Raw genomic sequence first — 21,472 nt, 5'->3', positions numbered from 1 at the left:
TCGATGAGTACGCGATGAGTACGCCCATGAACTAGCGACGGTCCGGCTTCACCCGGACCTCAAAGGAGCGAAGTGGCTAAGGTCCGGGTCTACGAACTCGCCAAGGAGTTCGGTGTCGAGAGCAAGGTCGTCATGGCCAAGCTCCAGGAGCTCGGTGAATTCGTCCGTTCGGCGTCTTCGACCATCGAAGCGCCCGTTGTACGCAAGCTGACTGACGCATTCCAGCAGGGCGGCGGCAACGGCAAGTCCGCCGCGAAGCCCGCGGCCCCCAAGAAGGCCGCCCCCCGTCCCGGCGCGCCCTCTCCGGCGCAGGCGGCCCGTCCGGCTGCCCCGAAGCCGCCGGCCGCGCCCAAGCCTCCGGCCGCCCAGCAGCCGTCGGCCCCGTCGTCCCCGGCGCCGTCCCCCGGCCCGCGTCCGACGCCGGGCCCCAAGCCCGCGCCGCGTCCGGCCCCGGCCGCGCCCGAGTTCACGGCGCCGCCCGCGGCTCCGTCCGCTCCGGCCGGCCCCAAGCCCGGCGCGCGTCCCGGCGCCCCCAAGCCCGGCGGTCGCCCTTCCGGCGGTCCCGGCCAGGGCCAGGGCGGCCAGGGCCAGCGTCCCGGCGGTCAGGGCTCGCGTCCCGGTGCCCCGGCTCCGCGTCAGGGTTCCCGTCCGGCCGGTCCGCGTCCGGGTAACAACCCCTTCACCTCGGGTGGCTCCACCGGTATGGCGCGCCCGCAGGCGCCCCGTCCGCAGGGTTCCCGTCCGGGCCCCGGCGGCCCCGGCGGCGGTCCCCGTCCGCAGGCGCCCGGCGCCCAGGGCGGCGGTCCGCGTCCGCAGGCTCCGGGCGGCAACCGCCCGACTCCGGGCTCGATGCCGCGTCCGCAGGGCGGCGGTCCGCGTCCCGGCGGCGGTTCCGCCGGTCCGCGTCCGAACCCCGGCATGATGCCGCAGCGTCCCGCTGCCGGCCCGCGTCCCGGTGGCGGCGGTCCTGGCGGCCGCGGTCCCGGCGGCGGCGGTCGCCCCGGTGGCGGTGGCGGTCGTCCGGGCGGCGGCGGCTTCGCCGGTCGTCCCGGTGGCGGTGGCGGCGGTTTCGCCGGCCGTCCCGGCGGTCCCGGTGGCGGTGGCGGCGGTTTCGCAGGCCGTCCGGGTGGCGGCGGCGGTGGCCGTCCCGGCTTCGGCGGTCGTCCCGGCGGCCCCGGTGGCCGTGGTGGCACGCAGGGCGCCTTCGGCCGTCCCGGCGGTCCCGCGCGTCGTGGCCGCAAGTCGAAGCGGCAGCGCCGTCAGGAGTACGAGGCCATGCAGGCCCCGTCGGTCGGCGGTGTGATGCTGCCTCGCGGCAACGGCGAGACCGTTCGCCTGTCGCGCGGTGCCTCGCTCACCGACTTCGCGGAGAAGATCAACGCCAACCCGGCGTCGCTCGTCGCGGTCATGATGAACCTCGGCGAGATGGTCACGGCCACGCAGTCCGTCTCCGACGAGACGCTCCAGCTCCTCGCCGACGAGATGAACTACACGGTTCAGATCGTCAGCCCGGAGGAGGAGGACCGCGAGCTCCTGGAGTCCTTCGACATCGAGTTCGGCGAGGACGAGGGCGACGAGGAGGACCTGATGGTCCGCCCGCCGGTCGTCACCGTCATGGGTCACGTCGACCACGGTAAGACCCGGCTCCTCGACGCCATCCGCAAGACGAACGTCATCGCGGGCGAGGCCGGCGGCATCACCCAGCACATCGGTGCCTACCAGGTCGCGACCGAGGTCAACGACGAAGAGCGCAAGATCACCTTCATCGACACCCCGGGTCACGAGGCGTTCACCGCCATGCGTGCCCGTGGTGCGAGGTCGACGGACATCGCGATCCTGGTCGTCGCGGCCAACGACGGCGTCATGCCGCAGACGGTCGAGGCGCTCAACCACGCCAAGGCGGCCGACGTCCCGATCGTCGTCGCGGTCAACAAGATCGACGTCGAGGGCGCGGACCCGACCAAGGTGCGCGGTCAGCTGACCGAGTACGGCCTGGTGGCCGAGGAGTACGGCGGCGACACGATGTTCGTCGACATCTCCGCCAAGCAGGGTCTGCACATCGACTCCCTGCTGGAGGCCGTGGTCCTCACGGCCGACGCCTCGCTCGACCTGCGGGCCAACCCGAACCAGGACGCGCAGGGCATCGCGATCGAGTCCCGTCTCGACCGCGGCCGTGGTGCCGTGTCGACGGTCCTCGTCCAGCGCGGCACGCTGCGGGTCGGCGACACCATGGTGGTCGGCGACGCGTACGGCCGAGTCCGGGCGATGCACGACGACAACGGCAACCTCGTCACCGAGGCGGGTCCGTCGACGCCGGTGCAGGTCCTGGGCCTGACCAACGTCCCGGGTGCGGGCGACAACTTCCTGGTGGTCGACGAGGACCGTACGGCCCGTCAGATCGCGGAGAAGCGTGCCGCTCGCGAGCGCAACGCGGCCTTCGCCAAGCGCACGCGTCGTGTGTCGCTGGAGGACCTGGACAAGGTGCTGAAGGCCGGCGAGGTCCAGCAGCTGAACCTGATCATCAAGGGTGACGCTTCTGGTTCCGTCGAGGCACTCGAGTCCTCCCTGCTCCAGCTGGACGTCGGCGAGGAGGTCGACATCCGCGTCCTGCACCGCGGCGTCGGTGCGGTCACGGAGTCCGACATCGACCTGGCGATGGGCTCGGACGCCATCGTGATCGGCTTCAACGTGCGCGCCGCCGGGCGTGCGCAGCAGATGGCCGAGCGCGAGGGCGTGGACGTCCGCTACTACTCGGTCATCTACCAGGCGATCGAGGAGATCGAGGCGGCCCTCAAGGGCATGCTCAAGCCGGAGTACGAAGAGGTCGAGCTCGGTACGGCGGAGATCCGCGAGGTCTTCAAGTCGTCCAAGCTGGGCAACATCGCGGGTGTTCTCATCCGCTCCGGCGAGGTCAGGCGCAACACCAAGGCCCGCCTCATCCGCGACGGCAAGGTGGTCGCGGAGAACCTCAACATCGAGGGCCTGCGTCGCTTCAAGGACGACGTCACCGAGATCCGCGAAGGGTTCGAGGGCGGTATCAACCTCGGCAACTTCAACGACATCAAGGTCGACGACGTCATCGCGACGTACGAGATGCGCGAGAAGCCGCGGGTGTGACCCACGGTTCCCAGACCGGCCGACGGGGCTCCTGCCCCGTCGGCCGGCTGGCCGTTGAAGGGGTGCAGGGGACGCAGTCCCCGCCGGGGTCCGGGGCGGAGCCCCGGGAGCTGTACCTCATCGGCCAACCGTGTCGGGCGGGTGGGTGGGCAAGGGAAAACCCCGTCGAGCCACCGGCAGGTACGCGGTACCGTTCTTGATGTCCCTGCCCCGACCGCAGGGCCATCGATCCCGTACCGGCGGGTCATCCGGATACACACATGTACGTGGGGACGCTGTCCTTCGACCTGCTCCTCGGCGACGTACGGTCGCTGAAGGAGAAGCGCTCCGTCGTCCGCCCCATCGTCGCCGAGCTCCAGCGCAAGTACGCGGTGAGCGCGGCCGAGGTGGATCACATGGACCTCCACCGCAGGGCCGTCATCGGCCTCGCGCTGGTGTCCGGCGACGCGGGGCACCTGAGCGAGGTACTCGACCGGTGTGAACGGCTGGTCGCCGCCCGCCCCGAAGTGGAGCTGCTGTCCGTCAGGCGGCGCTTCCACGGCGAAGACGACTGACGACCCAAGAACGACCCAGACAGGAAAGAACGGGAGACGGACCAGTGGCCGACAACGCGCGGGCCAAGAGGCTGGCGGACCTCATCCGGGAAGTGGTGGCCCAGAAGCTGCTGCGCGGGATCAAGGACCCGCGGCTCGGCACCCACGTCACCATCACGGACACCCGGGTCACGGGCGATCTGCGGGAGGCGACCGTCTTCTACACGGTGTACGGGGACGAAGAGGAGCGGAACGCGGCCGCGGCCGGCCTGGAGAGCGCCAAGGGCATCCTGCGCTCCGAGGTCGGCCGGGCCGCCGGCGTGAAGTTCACGCCGACCCTGACCTTCGTCATGGACGCCCTCCCGGACACCGCCCGGAACATCGAGGACCTCCTCGACAAGGCGCGCCAGTCCGACGAGAAGGTGCGGGAGGCGTCCGCGGGCGCGAATTACGCCGGCGACGCCGACCCGTACCGCAAGCCGGACGAGGACGACGAGACGGACGACACCGCCGAATGACCCAGAAGCACACCACGCCCGACGGCCTCGTCATCGTCGACAAGCCGTCGGGCTTCACTTCCCACGACGTCGTCGCCAAGATGCGCGGCATCGCCAGGACGCGACGCGTCGGGCACGCCGGCACCCTCGACCCGATGGCGACGGGCGTCCTCGTCCTCGGCGTCGAGAAGGCCACCAAGCTCCTCGGCCACCTCGCGCTGACCGAGAAGGAGTACCTGGGCACGATCCGGCTCGGGCAGAACACCCTCACCGACGACGCCGAGGGGGAGATCACCTCGGCCACGGACGCCTCCGGGGTCACCCGCGACGCCATCGACGCCGGCGTCGCCAAGCTGACCGGCGCCATCATGCAGGTGCCGTCCAAGGTCAGCGCCATCAAGATCAACGGCGTGCGGTCCTACAAGCGGGCCAGGGAGGGCGAGGAGTTCGACATCCCGGCCCGGCAAGTCACGGTCTCCTCCTTCGGCGTCCACGACGTCCGGGAAGCCGTCGCCGAGGACGGTACGGCCGTGCTCGACCTGGTCGTCTCGGTCGTCTGCTCCTCCGGCACGTACATCCGGGCGCTGGCCCGTGACCTGGGCGCCGACCTCGGTGTCGGCGGGCATCTCACCGCCCTGCGCCGCACCCGCGTGGGCCCCTACAAGCTGGACGCGGCCCGCACCCTCGACCAGCTCCAGCAGGAGCTGACCGTGATGCCGGTTGCCGAGGCCGCCGCTGCCGCGTTCCGGCGCTGGGACGTCGACGCCCGGCGCGCCCGGCTGCTCACCAACGGCGTGCGGCTGGACATGCCCGAGGAGTACGCGGGCTCCGGGCCCGTCGCCGTCTTCGATCCGGAGGGCCGCTTCCTCGCCCTCGTCGAGGAGCAGCGGGGCAAGGCCAGGAGCCTGGCCGTCTTCGCCTGACGGCACACGGGGACCGTCCGCCCGTGGAGCGGCGACCACGGGGTACCTCCACTGCCGCCGCTCCACGGTCCCCCCTCGGTTCCCCCACCCCTAGGGTGTATCCAGCCGCCCCACTTCGTTCACCCGTCCGTGCAGGCGCTCGGAGTGAACCGGGGGAGCGGAAGGGGGCGCATCCGCAGAGCGATCTGTCCCGCTGATCATCTCGCCCCTACCGTCGAACGCAAGGGCACGGGTGTACGGCGGGGAGGCTCGACGATGACGTCGCGGAACCGGTCCGGGGAGACACAGGACAGCGCGGCAGGATCCCAGGACCGCCCCGAAACAACGGAGCGGACGAGCGAGGGAACCGACGGCGGGGCGTCCGGCCCGGCCCTCGTCCGCATCCAGGACCTCGCCGGCCGCCCCCGGGGCACCGGCTTCCTGGCCGACCACCACGGCACGCTCGTCACCAGCCACGAGGCGGTCGACGGCCTGCCCCGGCTCGTCCTGTACGGGGCCGGGGACCGCCGCCGGGTCGTGTCCGCGGACGCGGTGACCCCGCTGCCCGCGCTCGGCCTGGCCCTCGTACGGACCGAGGGCCTCGGTCTGCCGCCGCTGCCCGTCACCGCGCGGGGCGGGCCCGGGACAGGCGCCTATGTGCGGATCGCCGCCGGCGGCTGGCGTGAGGCCAGGGTGCTGGGCTCGGCCGCCGTGACGTACACGGCCACGGACCGCCGCCACCGCCTCGACGGCGCGTTGGAGCTGGCGGTCGGCACGGCAGGGCGGGACGCGCTGCGACTGGGCGGGGGAGCGGCCGGCGGCCCGGTGCTCGACGCCGCGACCGGCGCCGTCGTCGGGGTCCTCGGCACCGCGCTCAGCTCCGACCACAGCGACGTCGGATTCGCCGTACCACTGCATCCCCGGGCCCCTGGCGCGGCGGGACCGCTCGCCGAGCTGCTCGCCGAGAACGCGGCGACGGTCCCCGCGTACGGCGCCGACCTCAACCTGGCCGGGGTGCTGGAGCTGACCGGCACGGCCGTGGGGCTGGACGGCCCGCCCGGCGGCACGGGTCTCCCGGAGCCGGTCGAACGGGCCGCCGTGGTGGCCGAGTTCAGCGCCTTCACGACCGGCCCGGCGGCCGTGCTCGGCCTCGCCGGGGCGCCCGGCAGCGGCCGTACGACGGAACTCGCAGCGCTCGCCGCGCGCCGCGCCCGCAGCGGGCATCCCACGCTGTGGCTGCGCGGCTGCGAACTGCGGGGCGACGACGCCTCGGTGGCCGACGCGGCACACCGGGCGCTGACCCGGGCCACTCCTGCCGTGGCCGCGTCCCGGTCCCGTCTCCTGCCCGCCGACCTGGGCGACACCACGCCCGAGCGCCTCGCCGGACTCGCCGGTGCCCTCGGCCGACCCCTGCTGTTGCTCCTCGACGGCCCGGAGGAGATGCCCCCGGCGCTGGCCCGCCGCCTGGCCGACTGGACCGACGGGACGGTGCGGTGGCTGCGGGAGACAGGCGTTCGGATGGTCGTGGCCTGCCGGGCGGAGTACTGGGAGGGGACGGGGTTCCCGAAGGAGGTCCTGCACCGGCCGGCCGGCGCCGAGGACGGGCCCGCGTGTGTGCGCCTCGGCGATCTCACCGAGGACGAGGCCCGGGAGGCCCGCCGGCGCCACGGCATCCCGGAGAGCGCCCTCGTCGACACCGACGCCCGGCACCCCCTCGCCCTGCGACTGCTCGCCGAGATCCGGGACGCCCTCGCCGGGGCCTTTGGGGTCTCCGACGGCCCGGAAACCGCCGAGCCCGGCAGCCCCGGCAGCCCCGACAGCCTCACCGGCCCCGGTGCCACCGTCGACCGCGACGACGTCTTCGCGGCCTACCTGGACCTGATGTCCCTGCGCATCGCCCAGCGGCTGGCCGCCGGCAACGGCCTGAGCGGCACGGCCGTACGCCGGCTGGCCGCCAAAGTCGCCGGGCAGGTGCACGAGGCCGCCCGGCGCAGTCTCGGACCCGGGCTGGGGGATCTGGACCGGGAGACGTTCGAGGCGGTGTTCCCGTGGGGGCCGGTACCGGCGCGGCTCGGCGGCGGCACCGGCTGGGCGTCGGCCGTCCTCGCCGAGGGCCTGCTCGTGCCCGCCGGAGCCGGCTACCGCTTCGCCCACGAGGAGCTCGCCGACTGGCTCCAGGGCATGCACCTCGACCTCGACGAGGCCCTGCACTCCCTCGTCCACCGTCGGCAGGACGCGCAGCCCGACCCCGTCCCGCACCACCGCATCGGGCCCGTCGTCCAGGCCCTGCTGTTCCTCGCCCGCCAGCACGGCACCGGCCAACTGGCCTCCCGGCTGGCGGACCTGGTGCATGCCCTGGACGCCCGTCCGCGGTCCTGGTGGGCGGCCCGGCTGCTCGCCGGGGTCCTGTCGGCCGTACCCGAGGCGACGCCCTACACGGAGGTGCTGCGGCTGCTCGCCGACCGGATCGTGGCCTGGCGGCGGCAGGGGAGGGGTGTGCCGGACGAGGTCGGGCCCGCCTTCTGGGCCGGCGTACGGCTGCCGGAGGGCGAGCGCTTCGCGCTGCTGAGGCGGCTGGTGCACGCCGACGGCCCGCCGTGCGAGGCCGGTCCCCGGTTCCTGGACACCGCCGCGCACCTGCTGGCCGCCGACCCCACCGCCGTACAGCCGCTGCTGGCCCGCTGGTTCGACGACGAGCAGCCGCTGCCCGCCACCCCGCACGCGACCGTGGCCACGGCCGCGCAGGCGCTGCTGCACACCCACCGGCACAGGGCCCTGGACGACTTGGCGGACGTGCTCGTCGACCGCGCCCACCGGAGGGCCGACGAACTGCTCGCCGTGCTGGCCGAGGAGGAGCCCCCGGCGGTGTGCCGGGCCGTCGACCGGTGGGCGCGCGACGAGCGCCCGGCGCGACGGAGGGCCGCGATGGCGCACGGCCTGCGCGTCGCGCCGCACGTGAGCACCGGAGGCGACCGCGCCCTCCTGCGCTACGCGGCCCTCACCGTCCTCACCCGCCCCGCCGACAGCGCCCTGCACGGCGCAGCACTCGCCCTCCTCGTCCAGGATCCGCACACCCGGGACCGGTACCTCCCCAGGGCGCTGGAGCACTTCGCGGCGGGCGACCCGCACCTCCCGCCGGACGCACCGGCCGCCGCCCTCCCGGCCCACCCCGAGCCGGTCCTCGGCGCCTTCGCGGTGCGGCTGGAGCGGCCGGACGCGGAGGAGGCGCTGCGGGCGCTCGCCGACGCCACCCCGCCCGGCCTGGCCCGGCGGGTCGCCGCGCTGCTGGTGCAGGCCGCGGAGCGGCGACCGGAGCTCGCCGGGCACCTGGCCGCGTACGTGGACCAGCGGCTCGACCGGGGCCCCGCCGCCCGGGCCGCGCTCCTGCCGCTGGTCACCGGCCTGCTGGAGGGCGGCCCGGTGCGACTGCGGTGCGCCCTCGCCGCGGTCCTCAGCCCGCCCGGCATCCCCGCCTCCCGCCCGCTGCGCCGCGAGCTGCGCGACGCGCTCCTGGCCCGCGAGCACGACACCGACGTCCTCGACGCGCTGCTGCACGCCGCCGCCCGGAACGGCGGTGACGACCTGCGCGACCTCGTCCGCCGCATCGGACTGCTCCTCGGGCGCACCCCGGAGGGCGCCGGCCGCTTCGACCGCGCCCTGGTCGACCTGGGCCGGCACGTGCCCGGCTTCGCCGCCCGGGTGGCCGGCTGGCTGGCCGACGCGCCCGAGGAGTGGGCGGCGCTGGTCGGGCCGAGCTCCCACCGGACGATCGAGAACCTGGCGGGCGTGAGTGTCCCCGTCTGAGGAGCCGATGCGGGCCGCAGGCACCCGGCATGGCACCCTTAGACCTGCGTACGAGGCAACCAGGAACAACCACGGACACGGGTTCGACGAGCTTTCGACAAGGAGCAGGCACAGTGCAGCGCTGGCGTGGCTTGGAGGACATCCCCCAGGACTGGGGGCGCAGCGTCGTCACCATCGGCTCCTACGACGGAGTCCACCGCGGACACCAGCTGATCATCCGGCATGCCGTGAACCGCGCCCGGGAGCTGGGCGTGCCCGCCGTCGTCGTCACCTTCGACCCGCATCCCAGCGAGGTCGTCCGCCCGGGCAGCCACCCGCCGCTGCTCGCCCCGCACCACCGCCGCGCCGAACTCATGGCCGACCTGGGCGTGGACGCGGTGCTCATCCTGCCCTTCACGACCGAGTTCTCGAAGCTGTCCCCGGCCGACTTCGTCGTCAAGGTGCTCGTGGACAAGCTGCACGCCAAGGCGGTCGTCGAGGGCCCCAACTTCCGCTTCGGCCACAAGGCCGCCGGCAACGTGGAGTTCCTGGCCACGCAGGGCAAGACCTACGACTTCGAGGTCGAGGTCGTCGACCTGTACGTGACCGGCGAGGCGGGCGGCGGCGAGCCGTTCTCCTCGACGCTGACCCGGCGTCTGGTCGCCGAGGGCGACGTCGAGGGCGCCGCCGAGATCCTGGGCCGCCCGCACCGCGTGGAGGGCGTGGTCGTCCGGGGTGCCCAGCGCGGCCGCGAACTGGGTTTCCCGACCGCCAACGTCGAGACCCTGCCGCACACCGCCATCCCCGCCGACGGTGTCTACGCCGGCTGGCTGCACGCCCAGGGCGAGGCGATGCCGGCCGCGATCTCCGTCGGCACGAACCCGCAGTTCGAGGGCACCGAGCGCACGGTGGAGGCGTACGCGATCGACCGAGTGGGGCTCGATCTGTACGGGTTGCATGTCGCGGTCGACTTCCTGGCGTTCGTGCGGGGGCAGGCGAAGTTCGACACGCTGGACGCGCTGCTGGAGCAGATGGGGGCAGACGTCCAGAAGTGCAGGGAGTTGGTGGCGGCTGAAGAGGCTGCCTAGTTCGCTCGTGGGCCGTCTGCGGGGGCGCGGGGGCTTGGCGCGCCCACGCGCGGAGCCGCACATTGCTACAGCCCCGCGCCCCTTTCAGGCACCTCCGCAACCGCCCAGTGACAAGCGACCTGCGATGCCCCGCCCCCGCTCAGCACCTTCAGGTCCTGGTTCCTGCACGCGTCCGCCACGCCCGTCCGCTCCGCCTCGCCGCTCGCCAGGATCTGGCAGCGGGCGTGGAAGCGGCAGCCTGACGGGACGCGGGACGGGTCCGGGGGCTCCCCCGTGAGGACCACCGGGGTGCCCGGGGCTTCCGGGAGGACGGACAGCAGGGCCTGCGTGTACGGGTGCCGGGGGGCCGTGAGGACTTGCTCCACCGCTCCCGTCTCCACGATCCGGCCCAGGTACATCACGGCGACCCGGTCTGCGATGTTCCAGGCCAGCCCCAGGTCGTGCGTGACGACCAGCGCGGACAGGCCCAGCTCGGTGCGCAGCCGCAGCAGCAGGGCGAGGATCTCACCGCGCACGGAGGCGTCGAGGGACGCCACCGGCTCGTCGGCGACGAGGAGTTCGGGTTCCAGGACCAGTGCGCCCGCGATGACGACGCGCTGGCGCTGCCCGCCGGACAGCTCGTGCGGGTAGCGCAGGAAGAAGCGCTCCGGGGGGCGGAGGCCGGCCCGGGACAGGGCCCCGGCGACCGCGGTGCGTTCGTCGCCGCCGTAGCCGTGGATGCGCAGGCCCTCGGCGACCGCGTCGTACACCGTGTGCCGGGGGTTGAGCGAACCGCTCGGGTCCTGGAGGACCAGCTGGACGCGCTTGCGGTACGCCTTGAGGGGCCGGCCGGAGTACTCCAGCGGGCGGCCGTCGAAGGTGACCCGGCCCGAGGTCGGCTCGACCAGGCCCAGCAGACAGCGGGCCAGGGTCGTCTTGCCGCAGCCGGACTCGCCGACCAGCGCGACGATCTCGCCGGGCCGGATGTCGAGGTCGACCCCGTCCACCGCGCGGGCCCGGGGGCCGCCGTGCCGGCCGGGGAAGGTGACGTGCAGGTCCTGGGCGCTGAGCAGCGGTGCCGTGGTGACCTCGGGGGCCGTGGGGGAGATGGTCATGGCGTTTTGGGCCTCGCTTCCTCCAGGGCTTCCGGATCCGGTGCCTCCCGCTCCTCCGGGGTGCCCGGATCCGCCGCCCCCCGCTCCGCCGAGTCTTCCGGTTCCTCGGTGAACTCCCGCTCCTCCGCCTCGCCGGCTCCGCGCGGCTCCCGAGCGGACGGGCCGACCAGAACACATGCCGCCCGGCGCTCCGGCCCCGCCTCGCGCAGCACCGGGTCCTCCTGAGGGCAGGACTCCAGCGCCACCGGGCACCGCGGATGGAAGGTACAGCCGGACGGCAGCGCCGCCGGGTCGGGCGGGTCGCCCGCGAGCCCTTGCGGCGCGAACCGGGAGGACGGGTCGCCGATGCGCGGGAACGCGGCCGACAGGGCCCTGGCATACGGGTGCCGGGCGTCCTCGTACACCTGCTGGGCCGGGCCCTCCTCGACCACCCGGCCCGCGTACATCACCGCGAGCCGGTCACAGGTGTCGGCGAGGACCGCCAGGTCGTGGCTGATCATGATCAGACCCAGGTCCTGGTCCGCGACGAGCTGCTCGATGAGCCGGAGGATCTGCGCCTGGATCATCACGTCGAGCGCGGTGGTCGGCTCGTCGGCGATGATCAGCCGCGGATCGCAGGCCAGCGCCATGGCGATCATGACGCGCTGCCGCTGCCCGCCGGACAGCTCGTGCGGATACGCGTCCGCGCGGGCGGCGGGCAGGCCGACGTGCTCCAGCAGCTCCCCGGTCTTCCTCTTCGCCCCGGCCGGGGTCGCCTTCCGGTGCAGCAGGATCGGCTCGGCGATCTGGTCGCCGATGCGGTGCACGGCGTTCAGCGAGTGCATCGCCCCCTGGAACACGACCGAGGCCCCGGCCCAGCGGACCGCCCGGACCCGGCCCCACTTCATCGTCAGCACGTCCTCGCCGTCGAGCAGGACCCCACCCGTGATGCGGGTCCCGGCGGGCAGCAGCCGCAGCAGGGCCAGCGCCAGCGTGGACTTGCCGCAGCCGGACTCCCCGGCGAGGCCGAGCTTCTGGCCGGCGTCCAGGCGCAGGTCCACTCCGCGCACGGCGGCCGCCCCGCCCGGGTAGGTCACCGTCAGGTCCCTGACGTCGAGCAGTGTCACCGCGACACCCCCAGCCTGGGGTTGAGGACGGACTCCACGGCCCGCCCGCACAGCGTGAACGCCAGCGCCACCACGGCGATGGCGATGCCCGGCGGCACCAGGTACCACCAGTCCCCGGCACTGACCGCGCCCGCCTCCCGCGCGTCCTGGAGCAGCCCGCCCCACGACACGACCGTGGGGTCGCCGAGCCCGAGGAAGGCGAGGGTCGCCTCGGCGAGGATGGCCGAGGAGATGATCAGGGTCGTCTGCGCCAGCACCAGCGGCATCACATTGGGCAGGACGTGCCTCGACATGATGTGCCAGTGCCCGCCGCCGAGCGCCTTCGCCCGCTCGATGTACGGCCTGGTCTCCACGGCGAGGGTCTGCGCGCGCACCAGCCGGGCCGTGGTCGGCCAGGTGGTCACGCCGATCGCCACGACGGTCGTGGTCAGCGAGCGGGACATCACGGTCGCCAGGGCGATCGCCAGCACCAGCGTCGGCATGACCAGGAACCAGTCGGTGATCCGCATCATCACCGTCGCGTACCAGCCCTTGAAGTGGCCCGCCGTGACCCCGATCAGGGTGCCGATCGCGACCGACAGCACGGCCGCGAGCAACCCGACCAGCAGCGACACCCGCGAGCCCCAGACCACCAGGCCCAGCAGGTCCCGCCCGAACTGGTCCGTGCCGAGCGGGAACTCGGCGCTCGGGCTCTGCATCGGACGCCCCGGCGCGTCGGTCACACTGCTCACGTCGGAGCCGACGAACAGGGGTGCGAACAGCGCCAGCAGCGCGCACAGGCCGAGCGCGGTCAGGCCGTACAGCCCTGCCCGCTCGGCGCGGTACTGCCGCCAGAAGCGCGCCACGGACGCCCGGCGCCGCTGCCGGGCGAGGGCGCGCGGGCTCGGGCCCGTGCCGGTCGTCGTCGTCATCGGGCCACCCGGGGGTCGAGCAGGGGATAGACCAGGTCGGCGAGGGTGTTCATCACGATGACCGCGGCGGCGAACACGAAGAACAGTCCCTGCACCAGCGGCAGATCGGGCACACTCAGTGCCTGGTAGAACAGCCCGCCGAGCCCGGGCCAGGAGAACACCGTCTCCACCAGGATCACGCCCGCCACCGTCCGGCCGAGGTTGATGAAGATCAGCGTCACGGTCGGCAGCAGCGCGTTCGGCACGGCGTGCCGGCGCCGGACCAGGTCGTCGCGCAGCCCCTTGGCCCGCGCGGTCGTCAGATAGTCGCTGCCCATCTCGTCCAGCAGCGCCGACCGGGTGACCAGCAGCGTCTGCCCGTACTCCACGGCCACCAGCGTCACCACCGGCAGCACCAGATGGTGCGCCACGTCGACGACGTACGCGAAGCCCTCCTTGCCGCCCGACTCCATGCCGCCGGTGGGGAACATGCCCGGGACCGGGCCGATGCCCACCGACAGCACGATGATCAGCAGCAGCCCGAGCCAGAAGGACGGGATGGAGTACAGCGTCAGCGCCAGGCCGGTGTTGACCCGGTCGCCGAGCTTGCCGTGCCGCCACGCCGACCGGGTGCCGAGGAAGATGCCCAGCGCGGTGTAGAGGACGAAGGCGGTCCCGGTCAGCAGCAGGGTGTTCGGCAGCGCCTCGGTGATCTTGTCGACGACGGGGGCGCGGAACTGGTACGACGTCCCGAAGTCGCCGGTCAGCGCCTTGCCGCAGTAGTCGGTGAACTGCCGCCACAGCGGCAGGTCGAGCCCGAACTCCTCGCGATAGGCGGCCAGCTGCTCGGCCGAGACCTGACGGCCGCCCGTCATGGTCTTCACCGGGTCGCCGGGGATCAGCCGGAAGAGGAAGAAGCTGGTGACGAGCACGGCCAGCAGCGATACGGCCGCGCCCGCCACCTTGCCCGCGAGGTACCGCGGGTACGCGGAGCTCTTGCGTACCCGCGGCCCGGCCGGCGTGTGCTTGTCCTCGACCAGCGCGGGTGTCGCGTCAGCGGTCATGAGTGTCCGATCGCCCGCTCTACTCGCGGTCCTCGGCGGTGGAGCGCCGCCGCATCGCCGCGAAGACGCCGAGCCCGGCGAGGACCACGACACCTCCGACGATCCCGGCCACGACCCCCGTCGACGACGCGTTGTCCGACGAGCCGCTCGACTCCGCCGGGACCGCCGACCACCAGCTCCAGTAGCCGTCCTGGCCGTAGATGTTCCCCGCCTTCGCCGGCATGGTCGTGATGGACTTGATCTGGTCCGTCCGGTAGGCCTCGACCGCGTTCGGATACGCCATGACGTTCATGTACCCGAGGTCGTACAGCCGCGACTCCATCTGCTTGACGATGTCCGCCCGTTTGGCGGGGTCGTATTCGGCGAGCTGCCGGGCGTAGAGCTCGTCGTACTTCTTGTCGCAGATGAAGTTGTCGGTCGCGCCCGTGTCCTCGGGGGTCGCCGGGAGCGCGCCGCAGGTGTGGATGGACAGCACGAAGTCCGGGTCCGGGTTGACCGACCAGCCGTCGAAGGCCAGGTCGTACTTGCCGGCCAGCCAGGGGTCGGTCACGTTGTCCAGGCAGTTGAGCTGGACGCCGATGCCGAGCTCGCCCCACCACTCCTGGAGGTACTTGCCGACCGCCTTGTCGTTCGGGTCGGTGGCGTGGCACAGGACGCGGTAGGTGATGGGCTTGCCGTCCTTGCCGACGCGCTTGCCGTCGCCGTTCTTCCGGTAACCCGCCTGGTCGAGCATCCGGGCCGCCTCGGCCGGGTCGTACGTCAGCTTCTGGCTGCTGGACGGCTTCCAGAAGTACTGAGAGAAGCGCGGCGGGATGTAGCCCTCGCCCTCGACGGCGTGCCCCTGGAACACCTTGTCGATGACGGCCTTGCGGTCGACGGCCTTGAACAGCGCGTTCCGCACCCGCTGGTCCAGCAGCGACGGGTGGCCGTCGCCGAACTTCTTGCCGTTCTTCGCCTTCGCGCCCGGGTTGGTGGCGAGGGCGTAGAAACGGCGGCCGGGGGCGTCGTTGACCTTGATGTTCTCCGCGCCCTCCAGGGACGCCGCCTGAGCGGGCGTCAGGGACGGCGAACCGGCGACGAACGAAACCTCGCCCTTGCGCAGCGCCGACACCGCCGCGTCCTGGTCCTTGTAGTAGCGGAAGACCAGCTCGTCGAACTTCGGCGCCCCCCGCCAGAAGCTCTTGTTGGCCTTGAGACGGACGTAGCTGTCGGCCTTGTAGCCGGTCAGCACGAACGGCCCGTTGCCCACCACCGGGAAGCTCTTGTCGTTGTTGAACTCGGAGAAGTCCGAGACCTTCTCCCACACGTGCTTCGGCACGATCGGCACATCGAGCGCGGTCATCGTGGCCTGTGGCTTCTTCAGCTCGATGACCAGCTTGGTCGGGCTGGGGGCCGTCACCTTCCGGAAGTTGCCGACGTAGCTGCCGTTCGCCGTGGCAGCGCCGGAGTCGGTCATCATCTTGTTGAACGTCCACGCCGCGTCCTCGGCGGTGGCCTGCTTGCCGTCCGACCACTTCGAGTTGGAGCGGATCGTGTACGTCCAGGTCAGCTTGTCGGGCGACGGCTCCCATTTGGTGGCGAGGCCCGGGATGGCGTGGTTGTCCTTGGGGTCGTAGTTCGTCAGGTACTCGTACATGAGCCGGTGAATGCTCGTACTGAGCAGCCGGACCGCCAGGAACGGGCTGAGCGAGTCCACGCTCTGCGCCACCGCGACGGTCAGCACCTTCTTGCCGTCGTCGGCCGCCCGGGCCTGCCGGGGCGCCGGGTCGAGCGGGGTCGCGAGACCGGCGGTGAGGGTGAGCGCGGCCGCTCCGGCCGCGGCGACGAGCCTGAGGCCGCGCGGGAGGCTGCGTGTCTGATCTTTCGTGCCCATGGTCGGACCTCGCGTCATCGCTCGGACGGGAAGGACGGGTTGATCAGGTGTCAGATGGATGATGAGTGTGTCTATCAGCGGCCATCTCTGCGCGTCAACGCCACACGGACCCCTTGTGGCCTGCGGAAATAACAAATTGGCGAGCTTTTCGTGGCCATTGGTCGAGACCACTGACGCGCCCCTGGCCAGGGCCTGGCAACGGATTTCGCCCCGAACGCGCAGTGGCCCGCGCCGAGTGGGAACGGCGCGGGCCACACAGGGGATCGGCTCCTCGAAAGGGGCCGATCGGGTGACGCGATTACTGCGACGGCGGCGGAGGCGGCGGGGTCTGCCCGTCGGGCTGCGCCGGGTAGCCCGGCTGACCGGGCTGCGGGTAGCCGTAGCCCGGCTGCGGGGGCGCTGCCGGAGGCTGCCCGGGCTGGGGGTACGGCTGACCCGGCTGGGCGGCCGGCTGCCCCGGCTGCGGGTAGGGCGGCTGGCCTGCGGCCTGCGGGTACGGCTGCCCTGGCTGGGCAGGGGGCTGGCCCGGCTGGGGGTACGGCTGTCCGGGCTGCGGCTGCTGGGGGTACGGGCCTGGCTGGCCCGGGACGGGATGGCCGGGCAGCGGCGGGGCGGCCACCGGCGGCGGGTTGCCGTCGGAGGTCCACAGGCCGTGCGCCTGCTGGTGGCGGGTGAAGTCCTCGGCGACCATCGCCGCGAGGTTGAAGTACGCCTCCCGCACCTTCGGCCGCATCATGTCGAGGTCGACCTCGGCGCCGGCGGCGAGATGCTCGTCGAACGGTACGACGATGACGCCCCGGCAGCGCGTCTCGAAGTGCGACACGATGTCCTCGACCTTGATCATCTTGCCCGTCTCGCGCACACCGGAGATGACGGTGATGGACCGGGCGACGAGGTCGGCGTAACCGTGCGCCGACAGCCAGTCCAGCGTCGTGCTCGCGCTGCTCGCACCGTCCACCGAAGGCGTCGAGATGATGATGAGCTGGTCTGCGAGGTCCAGCACCCCGCGCATGGCGCTGTAGAGCAGACCGGTGCCGGAGTCCGTGAGGATCACCGGGTACTGCTTGCCCAGCACGTCGATCGCGCGCCGGTAGTCCTCGTCGTTGAACGTCGTGGACACGGCCGGGTCGACGTCGTTGGCGATGATCTCCAGACCGGACGGCGCCTGGGACGTGAACCGCCTGATGTCCATGTACGAGTTGAGGTACGGGATCGCCTGGACGAGGTCACGGATGGTGGCCCCGGTCTCGCGCCGCACGCGACGCCCGAGGGTGCCCGCGTCCGGGTTGGCGTCGATCGCGAGGATCTTGTCCTGCCGCTCGGTGGCGAGCGTGGAGCCGAGCGCGGTGGTCGTGGTCGTCTTGCCGACACCGCCCTTGAGGCTGATCACGGCGATCCGGTAGCAGGAGAGCACCGGCGTGCGGATCAGCTCCAGCTTCCGCTGCCGCTCGGCCTCCTCCTTCTTGCCGCCGATCTTGAACCGCCCGCCACCGGCCGCCGGACGGCTGCTCTTCGCCTTCTGCTTCTTGCTGTTGAGCAGCCTGTCGGACGACAGCTCCACGGCAGCGGTGTAACCGAGCGGCGCGGCACCCGGGTTGGTCGGCTGCCGCTGGTCGTGCTGCATGGGCTGCGGCCAGGCGGCCCCGGTCCGCGGATCCACGGGCTGGGGCTGCTGCGGAGGCTGCCCCTGCCCTTCGGGCTGCGGCTGGGCCTGCGGGGGCACGGCGGGGTGGGGCTGCTGGGCGGCCGGTGCCGGGGCACCCGGGTGGGGGAAGCCGTATCCGCCCTGGGGGTTGGGCGCGGCTGGGGCGGGCGCGCCGGGGTGCGGGAAGCCGTAGCCGTCCTGAGGGTTCGGGGCAGGGGTGGGCGGGGTGTTGGGCTGCTGGGCCGGGGGCTGTTGTGTGGCCGGGGTTTGGGCCGGGGCGCCGGGGTGGGGGAATCCGTAGCCGCCTTGGGCGTTGGGCCCGGGCTGCGGGAAGCCGTAGCCGTCCTGGGGGTTCGGGGTAGGGGTGGGCGAGGTGTTGGGCTGCTGGGCCGGCGGCTGTTGTGTGGCCGGGGCCTGGGCCGGGGCGCCGGGGTGGGGGAATCCGTAGCCGCCCTGGGCGTTCGGTGCGGCCGGGGCCCCCGGCTGCGGGAAGCCGTAGGCGCCGGGCTGCGGTGCGGGCTGGGCGGGCGGCTGGTTCGGCGGCGTCGGCGGCGCGGCCGGCGGGTTCCAGGCGGCGGGCGCGGGCTGCGGCGCCTGCGGCTGGAACGGCGGCTGCCCCTGCGCGGGAGCGTTCGGGTCCGTGGGCTGTGCCTGTGGCTGGTGCTGCGGCTGTGCGGACCACTGGCCGGCGGGCGCCGGGGCGGCCGACTGATACGACGGCGGCAGCGGCGGCATGGCCTGCGGGGGCGGGGGAGTCCAGGAGGGCTGTGCGTCGGCCGCACCCGGCGCGGGGGTATCCCGCGGAACGCTGTCCTCGGGAGCGGCGTCGGCGGGCTCGGAGCCCACGGGCGGGGCGTCTGCGGGCGGGGCGTCGAGGGGCTGTGCGCCAGCCGACAGGGCGTCGGCCGGCTCGGGGGCAGCCGGGACCTCGTCCGCAGTCACTGCGTCGGCCCGGTCCTCGTCGGTAGGCATTGCATCATCGGCAGGCACCGCATCCGTCGGGATCGCGTCTGCGGGCACCGCATCCGCAGGCTCGGATCCCTCGGGCTCGGCATCCTGCGGTACGGCCTCGTCCCTCTCCGTCTCCGGAGCCGCGTCCTCGGGAGCTTCCTCCTCCGGTGCGGTCACCGCGGCTTCCGCGTCCCCGCTGTGGGCGTCGTCGGAGGCAGGGCCGTCCGCGACGGACACGTCAGCCGTGTCCACCGCGACCGCCGACTCGGAGAAGACACCCTCGGGCTCTTCGTCGGCGGTGTCGTCGTCGGCGTCGCCAGGAGCGTCCTCGACGTCACCGCCGGACTCCTCACCCGGCTCGGACCCGTCGCTCGGGCCGGAAGCGACCGCGCCGTTCCCGTCCCTGCCCTGGTCCCCGTCCTGGTCGCCGTCGGCCGACTCCAGTCGCGCCTCGACCTCGGCGGCACGCTCCTCGATCTCCCGCTTCAGCGCGACGGCAGAGAACCGCATGGTGGCACCGCTCTCCAGGTCACCGTTCCCCGGCTCCGCGTCCTCGGAATCCGGAGCAGTCGGAGCAGCCGGAGAAGTGGGAGCAGCCGAAGCCTCGGGAGTGGCCGGAGCAGCCGGAGCCTCCGACGGAGCGGTCGGCGCCCACTGTGCCTGATACCCGCCGACGGGGATGTTCGGCACGGCCGTAGGAGCAGCCGGATCCGCCGCAGGCGCCTCGGTCCGCCCCTGCGGCTGGGGCTGCGGCCCCTGCGGCTGCGACCCCGGCGACTGCGCCCCCTGCGGCTCGAACCCCACCGGAAGCCTGGGCACGGCAGCCGGCCCTCCGGCAGACGGCCCCCCGGCGGCAGGCGCGGGCGGCGTGAAGGGCGTACCCGGCGCGGGCGCGGGGGGAGCGGGAGGCGTGAACGGAGCGCCCGGAGCAGGCGGCGGCGCGGGCGGCGTGAAAGGCGCCCCTGGAGCCGGAGAGGGAGCCGGTGCCGGAGCCGAGCCCGCGGACTGCCCGTGCCCCTGTCCCTGTCCCTGTCCGTGCCCCTGCCTCGGAATGGACGATGCCCCACCGGAAGGATTGGCGTGCGGCGGCGGAGTGAGTCCCGGCAGCGGCGGAACGGGCCCGCTCGGCCCACCGGATCCCCCATGCGCCCCGGAACCTCCGGGTGCCCCGGAAGCACTGGCGTCCTCGGACGCACCCGCCCCCTGCCCCGAGCTCGAACTCCCCGAGGCGTTCTGCGTGTACCAGGCCGGCGGCGCGTAGTCGATGGTGAACTCGCCCGTCATCTCTGCCGCGGACTCCGCGTCGGGCTGGTCATCGCCGGGTGTCGCCCAGCCCCCGCGGTTCCCGTCCCGATCGCTGCTCACAGTGTTCCTCCTGGTTGGTCGAGCACCCTCATGCCGTGCTGGGGCGACCCTTGCTTGTCGTCCGACGTCGTACGAAGTCGTTCTGAGGCGTAAGAGGGGTCGTCCGAGGTCGTCCGAATCCAGGCTCCCCCGCTCTCCCCCTGGGACGCCCGCGTCTACTCACGGGTTCTGACGCCGCGCCCCGTCCCAGCCTAATCACCACAAGCCCCACCCCGGCAGGCCCGTCCACCCCCGAGCACCTGTCCGCCGCGTCACAACCTGCCCAGAAGCTGCCCCGAAGTGACATACACAGCACACACTTTGGTGACCAAACAGGGCGATTACCGTGAAGAACCGCGAACCACCTTGCCCCGAAGGTGCCTTGAAACGGACGGGCCGCCGCACACAGAAGCAGCGCGACCGCACGCAGAAGAACCGCGACCGCACACGAAGAAGCGCGACGAGGGACGGCCGATCACCGGCCCGCCCTCGTCGCGCTCCGCGGAAACTACGCGCCTACTGCCCGGCCTCGGCCTGCAAGCCCCCGTTGTGCGGCTGCGGCTCCAGATCGAACTCCCCGTCCCGTGCTCCCAGCACGAACGCCCGCCACTCCGCCTCGGTGTAGCGCAGCACCGTGTCCGGGTCGAGCGAGGACCGCATCGCCACCGCCCCGTCGGGCAGGTACGCGATCTCGACCCGCTCCTCGTGCTCCTCGGTGCCCGGCGCGCAGTGCCACTCCACACCGGAGATGTCGAGGGCGTAGAGCTCGTCCCGCTCCCGCTCCTTGCGCGCCTTGATCTCCTCAGCCGTCTCCGCCATGCCGTAGCGACCCCTTCCCGACGAACCGGTTCCGAATTCGCTCACCCTAGTGGCGCCGACCGCCCGGTCCGGCAGGTTCGGGGACCAGCGCAAAGACGCCCCTGACCGCCTGGTACCCTGGTGGACGGCCGTTTGTGTACGCACCCCCGGAGCGAGATCTCGCCCTGGAGGCCGCGCCCAGCGGATCCCCGCCTTCCGAGTCACGGAAGCTCCCCCCGAGAAGCAGACCGGGGGCACTCGGTGGCCATTCACAGACTATGAGGAGTACGCGTGTCGCTCGACGCCGCTACGAAGAAGCAGATCATGTCCGAGTTCGGTACCAAGGAGGGCGACACCGGCTCCCCCGAGGTCCAGGTCGCTCTGCTGTCGCGTCGGATCTCCGACCTGACCGAGCACCTCAAGACCCACAAGCACGACCACCACTCCCGCCGTGGTCTGCTGATCCTGGTCGGTCAGCGCCGCCGGCTGCTGCAGTACCTCGCCAAGAAGGACATCCAGCGCTTCCGTGCGCTGGTCGACCGCCTCGGCATCCGCCGCGGTGCGGCGGGCGCCAAGTAAGACGCCGTGAAGGGAGCGGTTCCCGGCAGGAAAGGGGACCGCTCCCTTTGCTGTACGTGCGGAGTGTCACTGCAGCTTTGTAGTGTGGTAGCACAACGCAATACGGACGACACAGCACGACAAGAAGAAGAGGAGAAGCGCGCCTAGCCGCCGCCGGTCCTCGGTAGTGGCCCCCGGGGGGAAGTGAGCCCCGGGTGCTTCGATCGAA

Annotated in this window: 14 protein-coding genes and 1 pseudogene; 7 read left to right on the top strand and 8 right to left on the bottom strand. The window is 72.8% G+C overall.

Annotation, left to right across the window (positions count from 1 at the left end; genetic code table 11):
• Positions 1-72 precede the first annotated feature (72 nt).
• From infB to SCNRRL3882_RS10800, 6 genes are all read left to right on the top strand, one after another.
• Positions 73-3,117 carry a translation initiation factor IF-2 gene (gene infB, locus SCNRRL3882_RS10825; RefSeq protein ID WP_078602892.1) on the top strand — a complete coding sequence of 1,015 codons (3,045 nt, stop codon included), beginning with the start codon at positions 73-75 and terminating at the stop codon, positions 3,115-3,117.
• Between the two features lie 260 nt (positions 3,118-3,377).
• Entirely contained in the window at positions 3,378-3,671 is a 294-nt protein-coding gene (locus SCNRRL3882_RS10820; RefSeq protein ID WP_010042759.1) for a DUF503 domain-containing protein, read from the top strand.
• Between the two features lie 44 nt (positions 3,672-3,715).
• Positions 3,716-4,168: a 30S ribosome-binding factor RbfA gene (gene rbfA / locus SCNRRL3882_RS10815; RefSeq protein WP_010042757.1), complete on the top strand. Its 453-nt coding sequence runs from the start codon at positions 3,716-3,718 to the stop codon at positions 4,166-4,168.
• Positions 4,165-5,070, top strand: coding sequence for a tRNA pseudouridine(55) synthase TruB (gene truB / locus SCNRRL3882_RS10810; protein ID WP_010042754.1), 906 nt, complete (start codon positions 4,165-4,167; stop codon positions 5,068-5,070). Before rbfA ends, truB begins: the two co-directional genes overlap by 4 nt.
• Positions 5,071-5,325: 255 nt before the next feature.
• On the top strand, positions 5,326-8,853 hold the full coding sequence (locus tag SCNRRL3882_RS10805) for a trypsin-like peptidase domain-containing protein (protein WP_010042751.1): 3,528 nt from the start codon (positions 5,326-5,328) through the stop codon (positions 8,851-8,853).
• A gap of 113 nt (positions 8,854-8,966) precedes the next feature.
• The gene (locus SCNRRL3882_RS10800; protein ID WP_010042749.1) at positions 8,967-9,920 is read left to right on the top strand and encodes a bifunctional riboflavin kinase/FAD synthetase; all 954 of its coding nucleotides are present in this window, start codon (positions 8,967-8,969) and stop codon (positions 9,918-9,920) included.
• 65 nt (positions 9,921-9,985) lie between these two features.
• On the opposite strand, the gene SCNRRL3882_RS10795 is transcribed toward SCNRRL3882_RS10800, so the two are convergent.
• The 8 genes and pseudogenes from SCNRRL3882_RS10795 to SCNRRL3882_RS10765 all read right to left on the bottom strand — a co-directional run bounded on the left by SCNRRL3882_RS10795 (position 9,986) and on the right by SCNRRL3882_RS10765 (position 20,706).
• Positions 9,986-11,014 carry an oligopeptide/dipeptide ABC transporter ATP-binding protein gene (locus SCNRRL3882_RS10795; protein ID WP_010042747.1) on the bottom strand — a complete coding sequence of 343 codons (1,029 nt, stop codon included), beginning with the start codon at positions 11,012-11,014 and terminating at the stop codon, positions 9,986-9,988.
• A complete protein-coding gene (locus SCNRRL3882_RS10790) occupies positions 11,011-12,171 on the bottom strand; it encodes an ABC transporter ATP-binding protein (RefSeq protein ID WP_418952378.1) in 1,161 nt (386 codons plus the stop codon). The genes SCNRRL3882_RS10795 and SCNRRL3882_RS10790 overlap by 4 nt, the downstream gene beginning before the upstream one ends.
• Positions 12,117-13,031, bottom strand: coding sequence for an ABC transporter permease (locus SCNRRL3882_RS10785; RefSeq protein ID WP_010042745.1), 915 nt, complete (start codon positions 13,029-13,031; stop codon positions 12,117-12,119). The genes SCNRRL3882_RS10790 and SCNRRL3882_RS10785 overlap by 55 nt, the downstream gene beginning before the upstream one ends.
• Positions 13,028-14,074 (bottom strand): ABC transporter permease, encoded by a 1,047-nt coding sequence (locus tag SCNRRL3882_RS10780; protein WP_010042744.1) that lies wholly within the window; start codon positions 14,072-14,074, stop codon positions 13,028-13,030. The genes SCNRRL3882_RS10785 and SCNRRL3882_RS10780 overlap by 4 nt, the downstream gene beginning before the upstream one ends.
• A 19-nt stretch (positions 14,075-14,093) precedes the next feature.
• Positions 14,094-15,947: an ABC transporter substrate-binding protein gene (locus tag SCNRRL3882_RS10775; RefSeq protein ID WP_010042742.1), complete on the bottom strand. Its 1,854-nt coding sequence runs from the start codon at positions 15,945-15,947 to the stop codon at positions 14,094-14,096.
• A gap of 298 nt (positions 15,948-16,245) precedes the next feature.
• Entirely contained in the window at positions 16,246-19,053 is a 2,808-nt protein-coding gene (locus SCNRRL3882_RS10770) for an AAA family ATPase (RefSeq protein ID WP_010042741.1), read from the bottom strand.
• Between the two features lie 726 nt (positions 19,054-19,779).
• A pseudogene (locus tag SCNRRL3882_RS42585) lies at positions 19,780-19,908 on the bottom strand (SCO5717 family growth-regulating ATPase); the annotation flags it as partial.
• Between the two features lie 495 nt (positions 19,909-20,403).
• Entirely contained in the window at positions 20,404-20,706 is a 303-nt protein-coding gene (locus SCNRRL3882_RS10765) for a DUF397 domain-containing protein (protein ID WP_010042740.1), read from the bottom strand.
• A gap of 270 nt (positions 20,707-20,976) precedes the next feature.
• On the opposite strand from SCNRRL3882_RS10765, the gene rpsO reads away from it, so the two are divergent.
• Positions 20,977-21,264: a 30S ribosomal protein S15 gene (gene rpsO / locus SCNRRL3882_RS10760; protein WP_010042739.1), complete on the top strand. Its 288-nt coding sequence runs from the start codon at positions 20,977-20,979 to the stop codon at positions 21,262-21,264.
• Positions 21,265-21,472 lie beyond the last annotated feature (208 nt).

The organism is Streptomyces chartreusis NRRL 3882, from assembly GCF_900236475.1.
Classification (GTDB): Bacteria; Actinomycetota; Actinomycetes; order Streptomycetales; family Streptomycetaceae; genus Streptomyces; species Streptomyces chartreusis_D.
The sequence above is the reverse complement of the archived record's forward strand: the minus strand, read 5'-3'. Positions and strand labels throughout refer to the sequence as shown.

Bases quoted from the DNA above. Each gene is read 5' to 3' on its own strand.
- SCNRRL3882_RS10820 (WP_010042759.1), top strand. From the start codon at position 3,378: ATGTACGTGGGGACGCTGTCCTTCGACCTGCTCCTCGGCGACGTACGG.
- truB (WP_010042754.1), top strand. From the start codon at position 4,165: ATGACCCAGAAGCACACCACGCCCGACGGCCTCGTCATCGTCGACAAG.
- SCNRRL3882_RS10805 (WP_010042751.1), top strand. From the start codon at position 5,326: ATGACGTCGCGGAACCGGTCCGGGGAGACACAGGACAGCGCGGCAGGA.
- SCNRRL3882_RS10795 (WP_010042747.1), bottom strand. From the start codon at position 11,014: ATGACCATCTCCCCCACGGCCCCCGAGGTCACCACGGCACCGCTGCTC.
- SCNRRL3882_RS10785 (WP_010042745.1), bottom strand. From the start codon at position 13,031: ATGACGACGACGACCGGCACGGGCCCGAGCCCGCGCGCCCTCGCCCGG.
- SCNRRL3882_RS10780 (WP_010042744.1), bottom strand. From the start codon at position 14,074: ATGACCGCTGACGCGACACCCGCGCTGGTCGAGGACAAGCACACGCCG.
- SCNRRL3882_RS10775 (WP_010042742.1), bottom strand. From the start codon at position 15,947: ATGGGCACGAAAGATCAGACACGCAGCCTCCCGCGCGGCCTCAGGCTC.
- SCNRRL3882_RS10770 (WP_010042741.1), bottom strand. From the start codon at position 19,053: ATGCGGTTCTCTGCCGTCGCGCTGAAGCGGGAGATCGAGGAGCGTGCC.
- SCNRRL3882_RS10765 (WP_010042740.1), bottom strand. From the start codon at position 20,706: ATGGCGGAGACGGCTGAGGAGATCAAGGCGCGCAAGGAGCGGGAGCGG.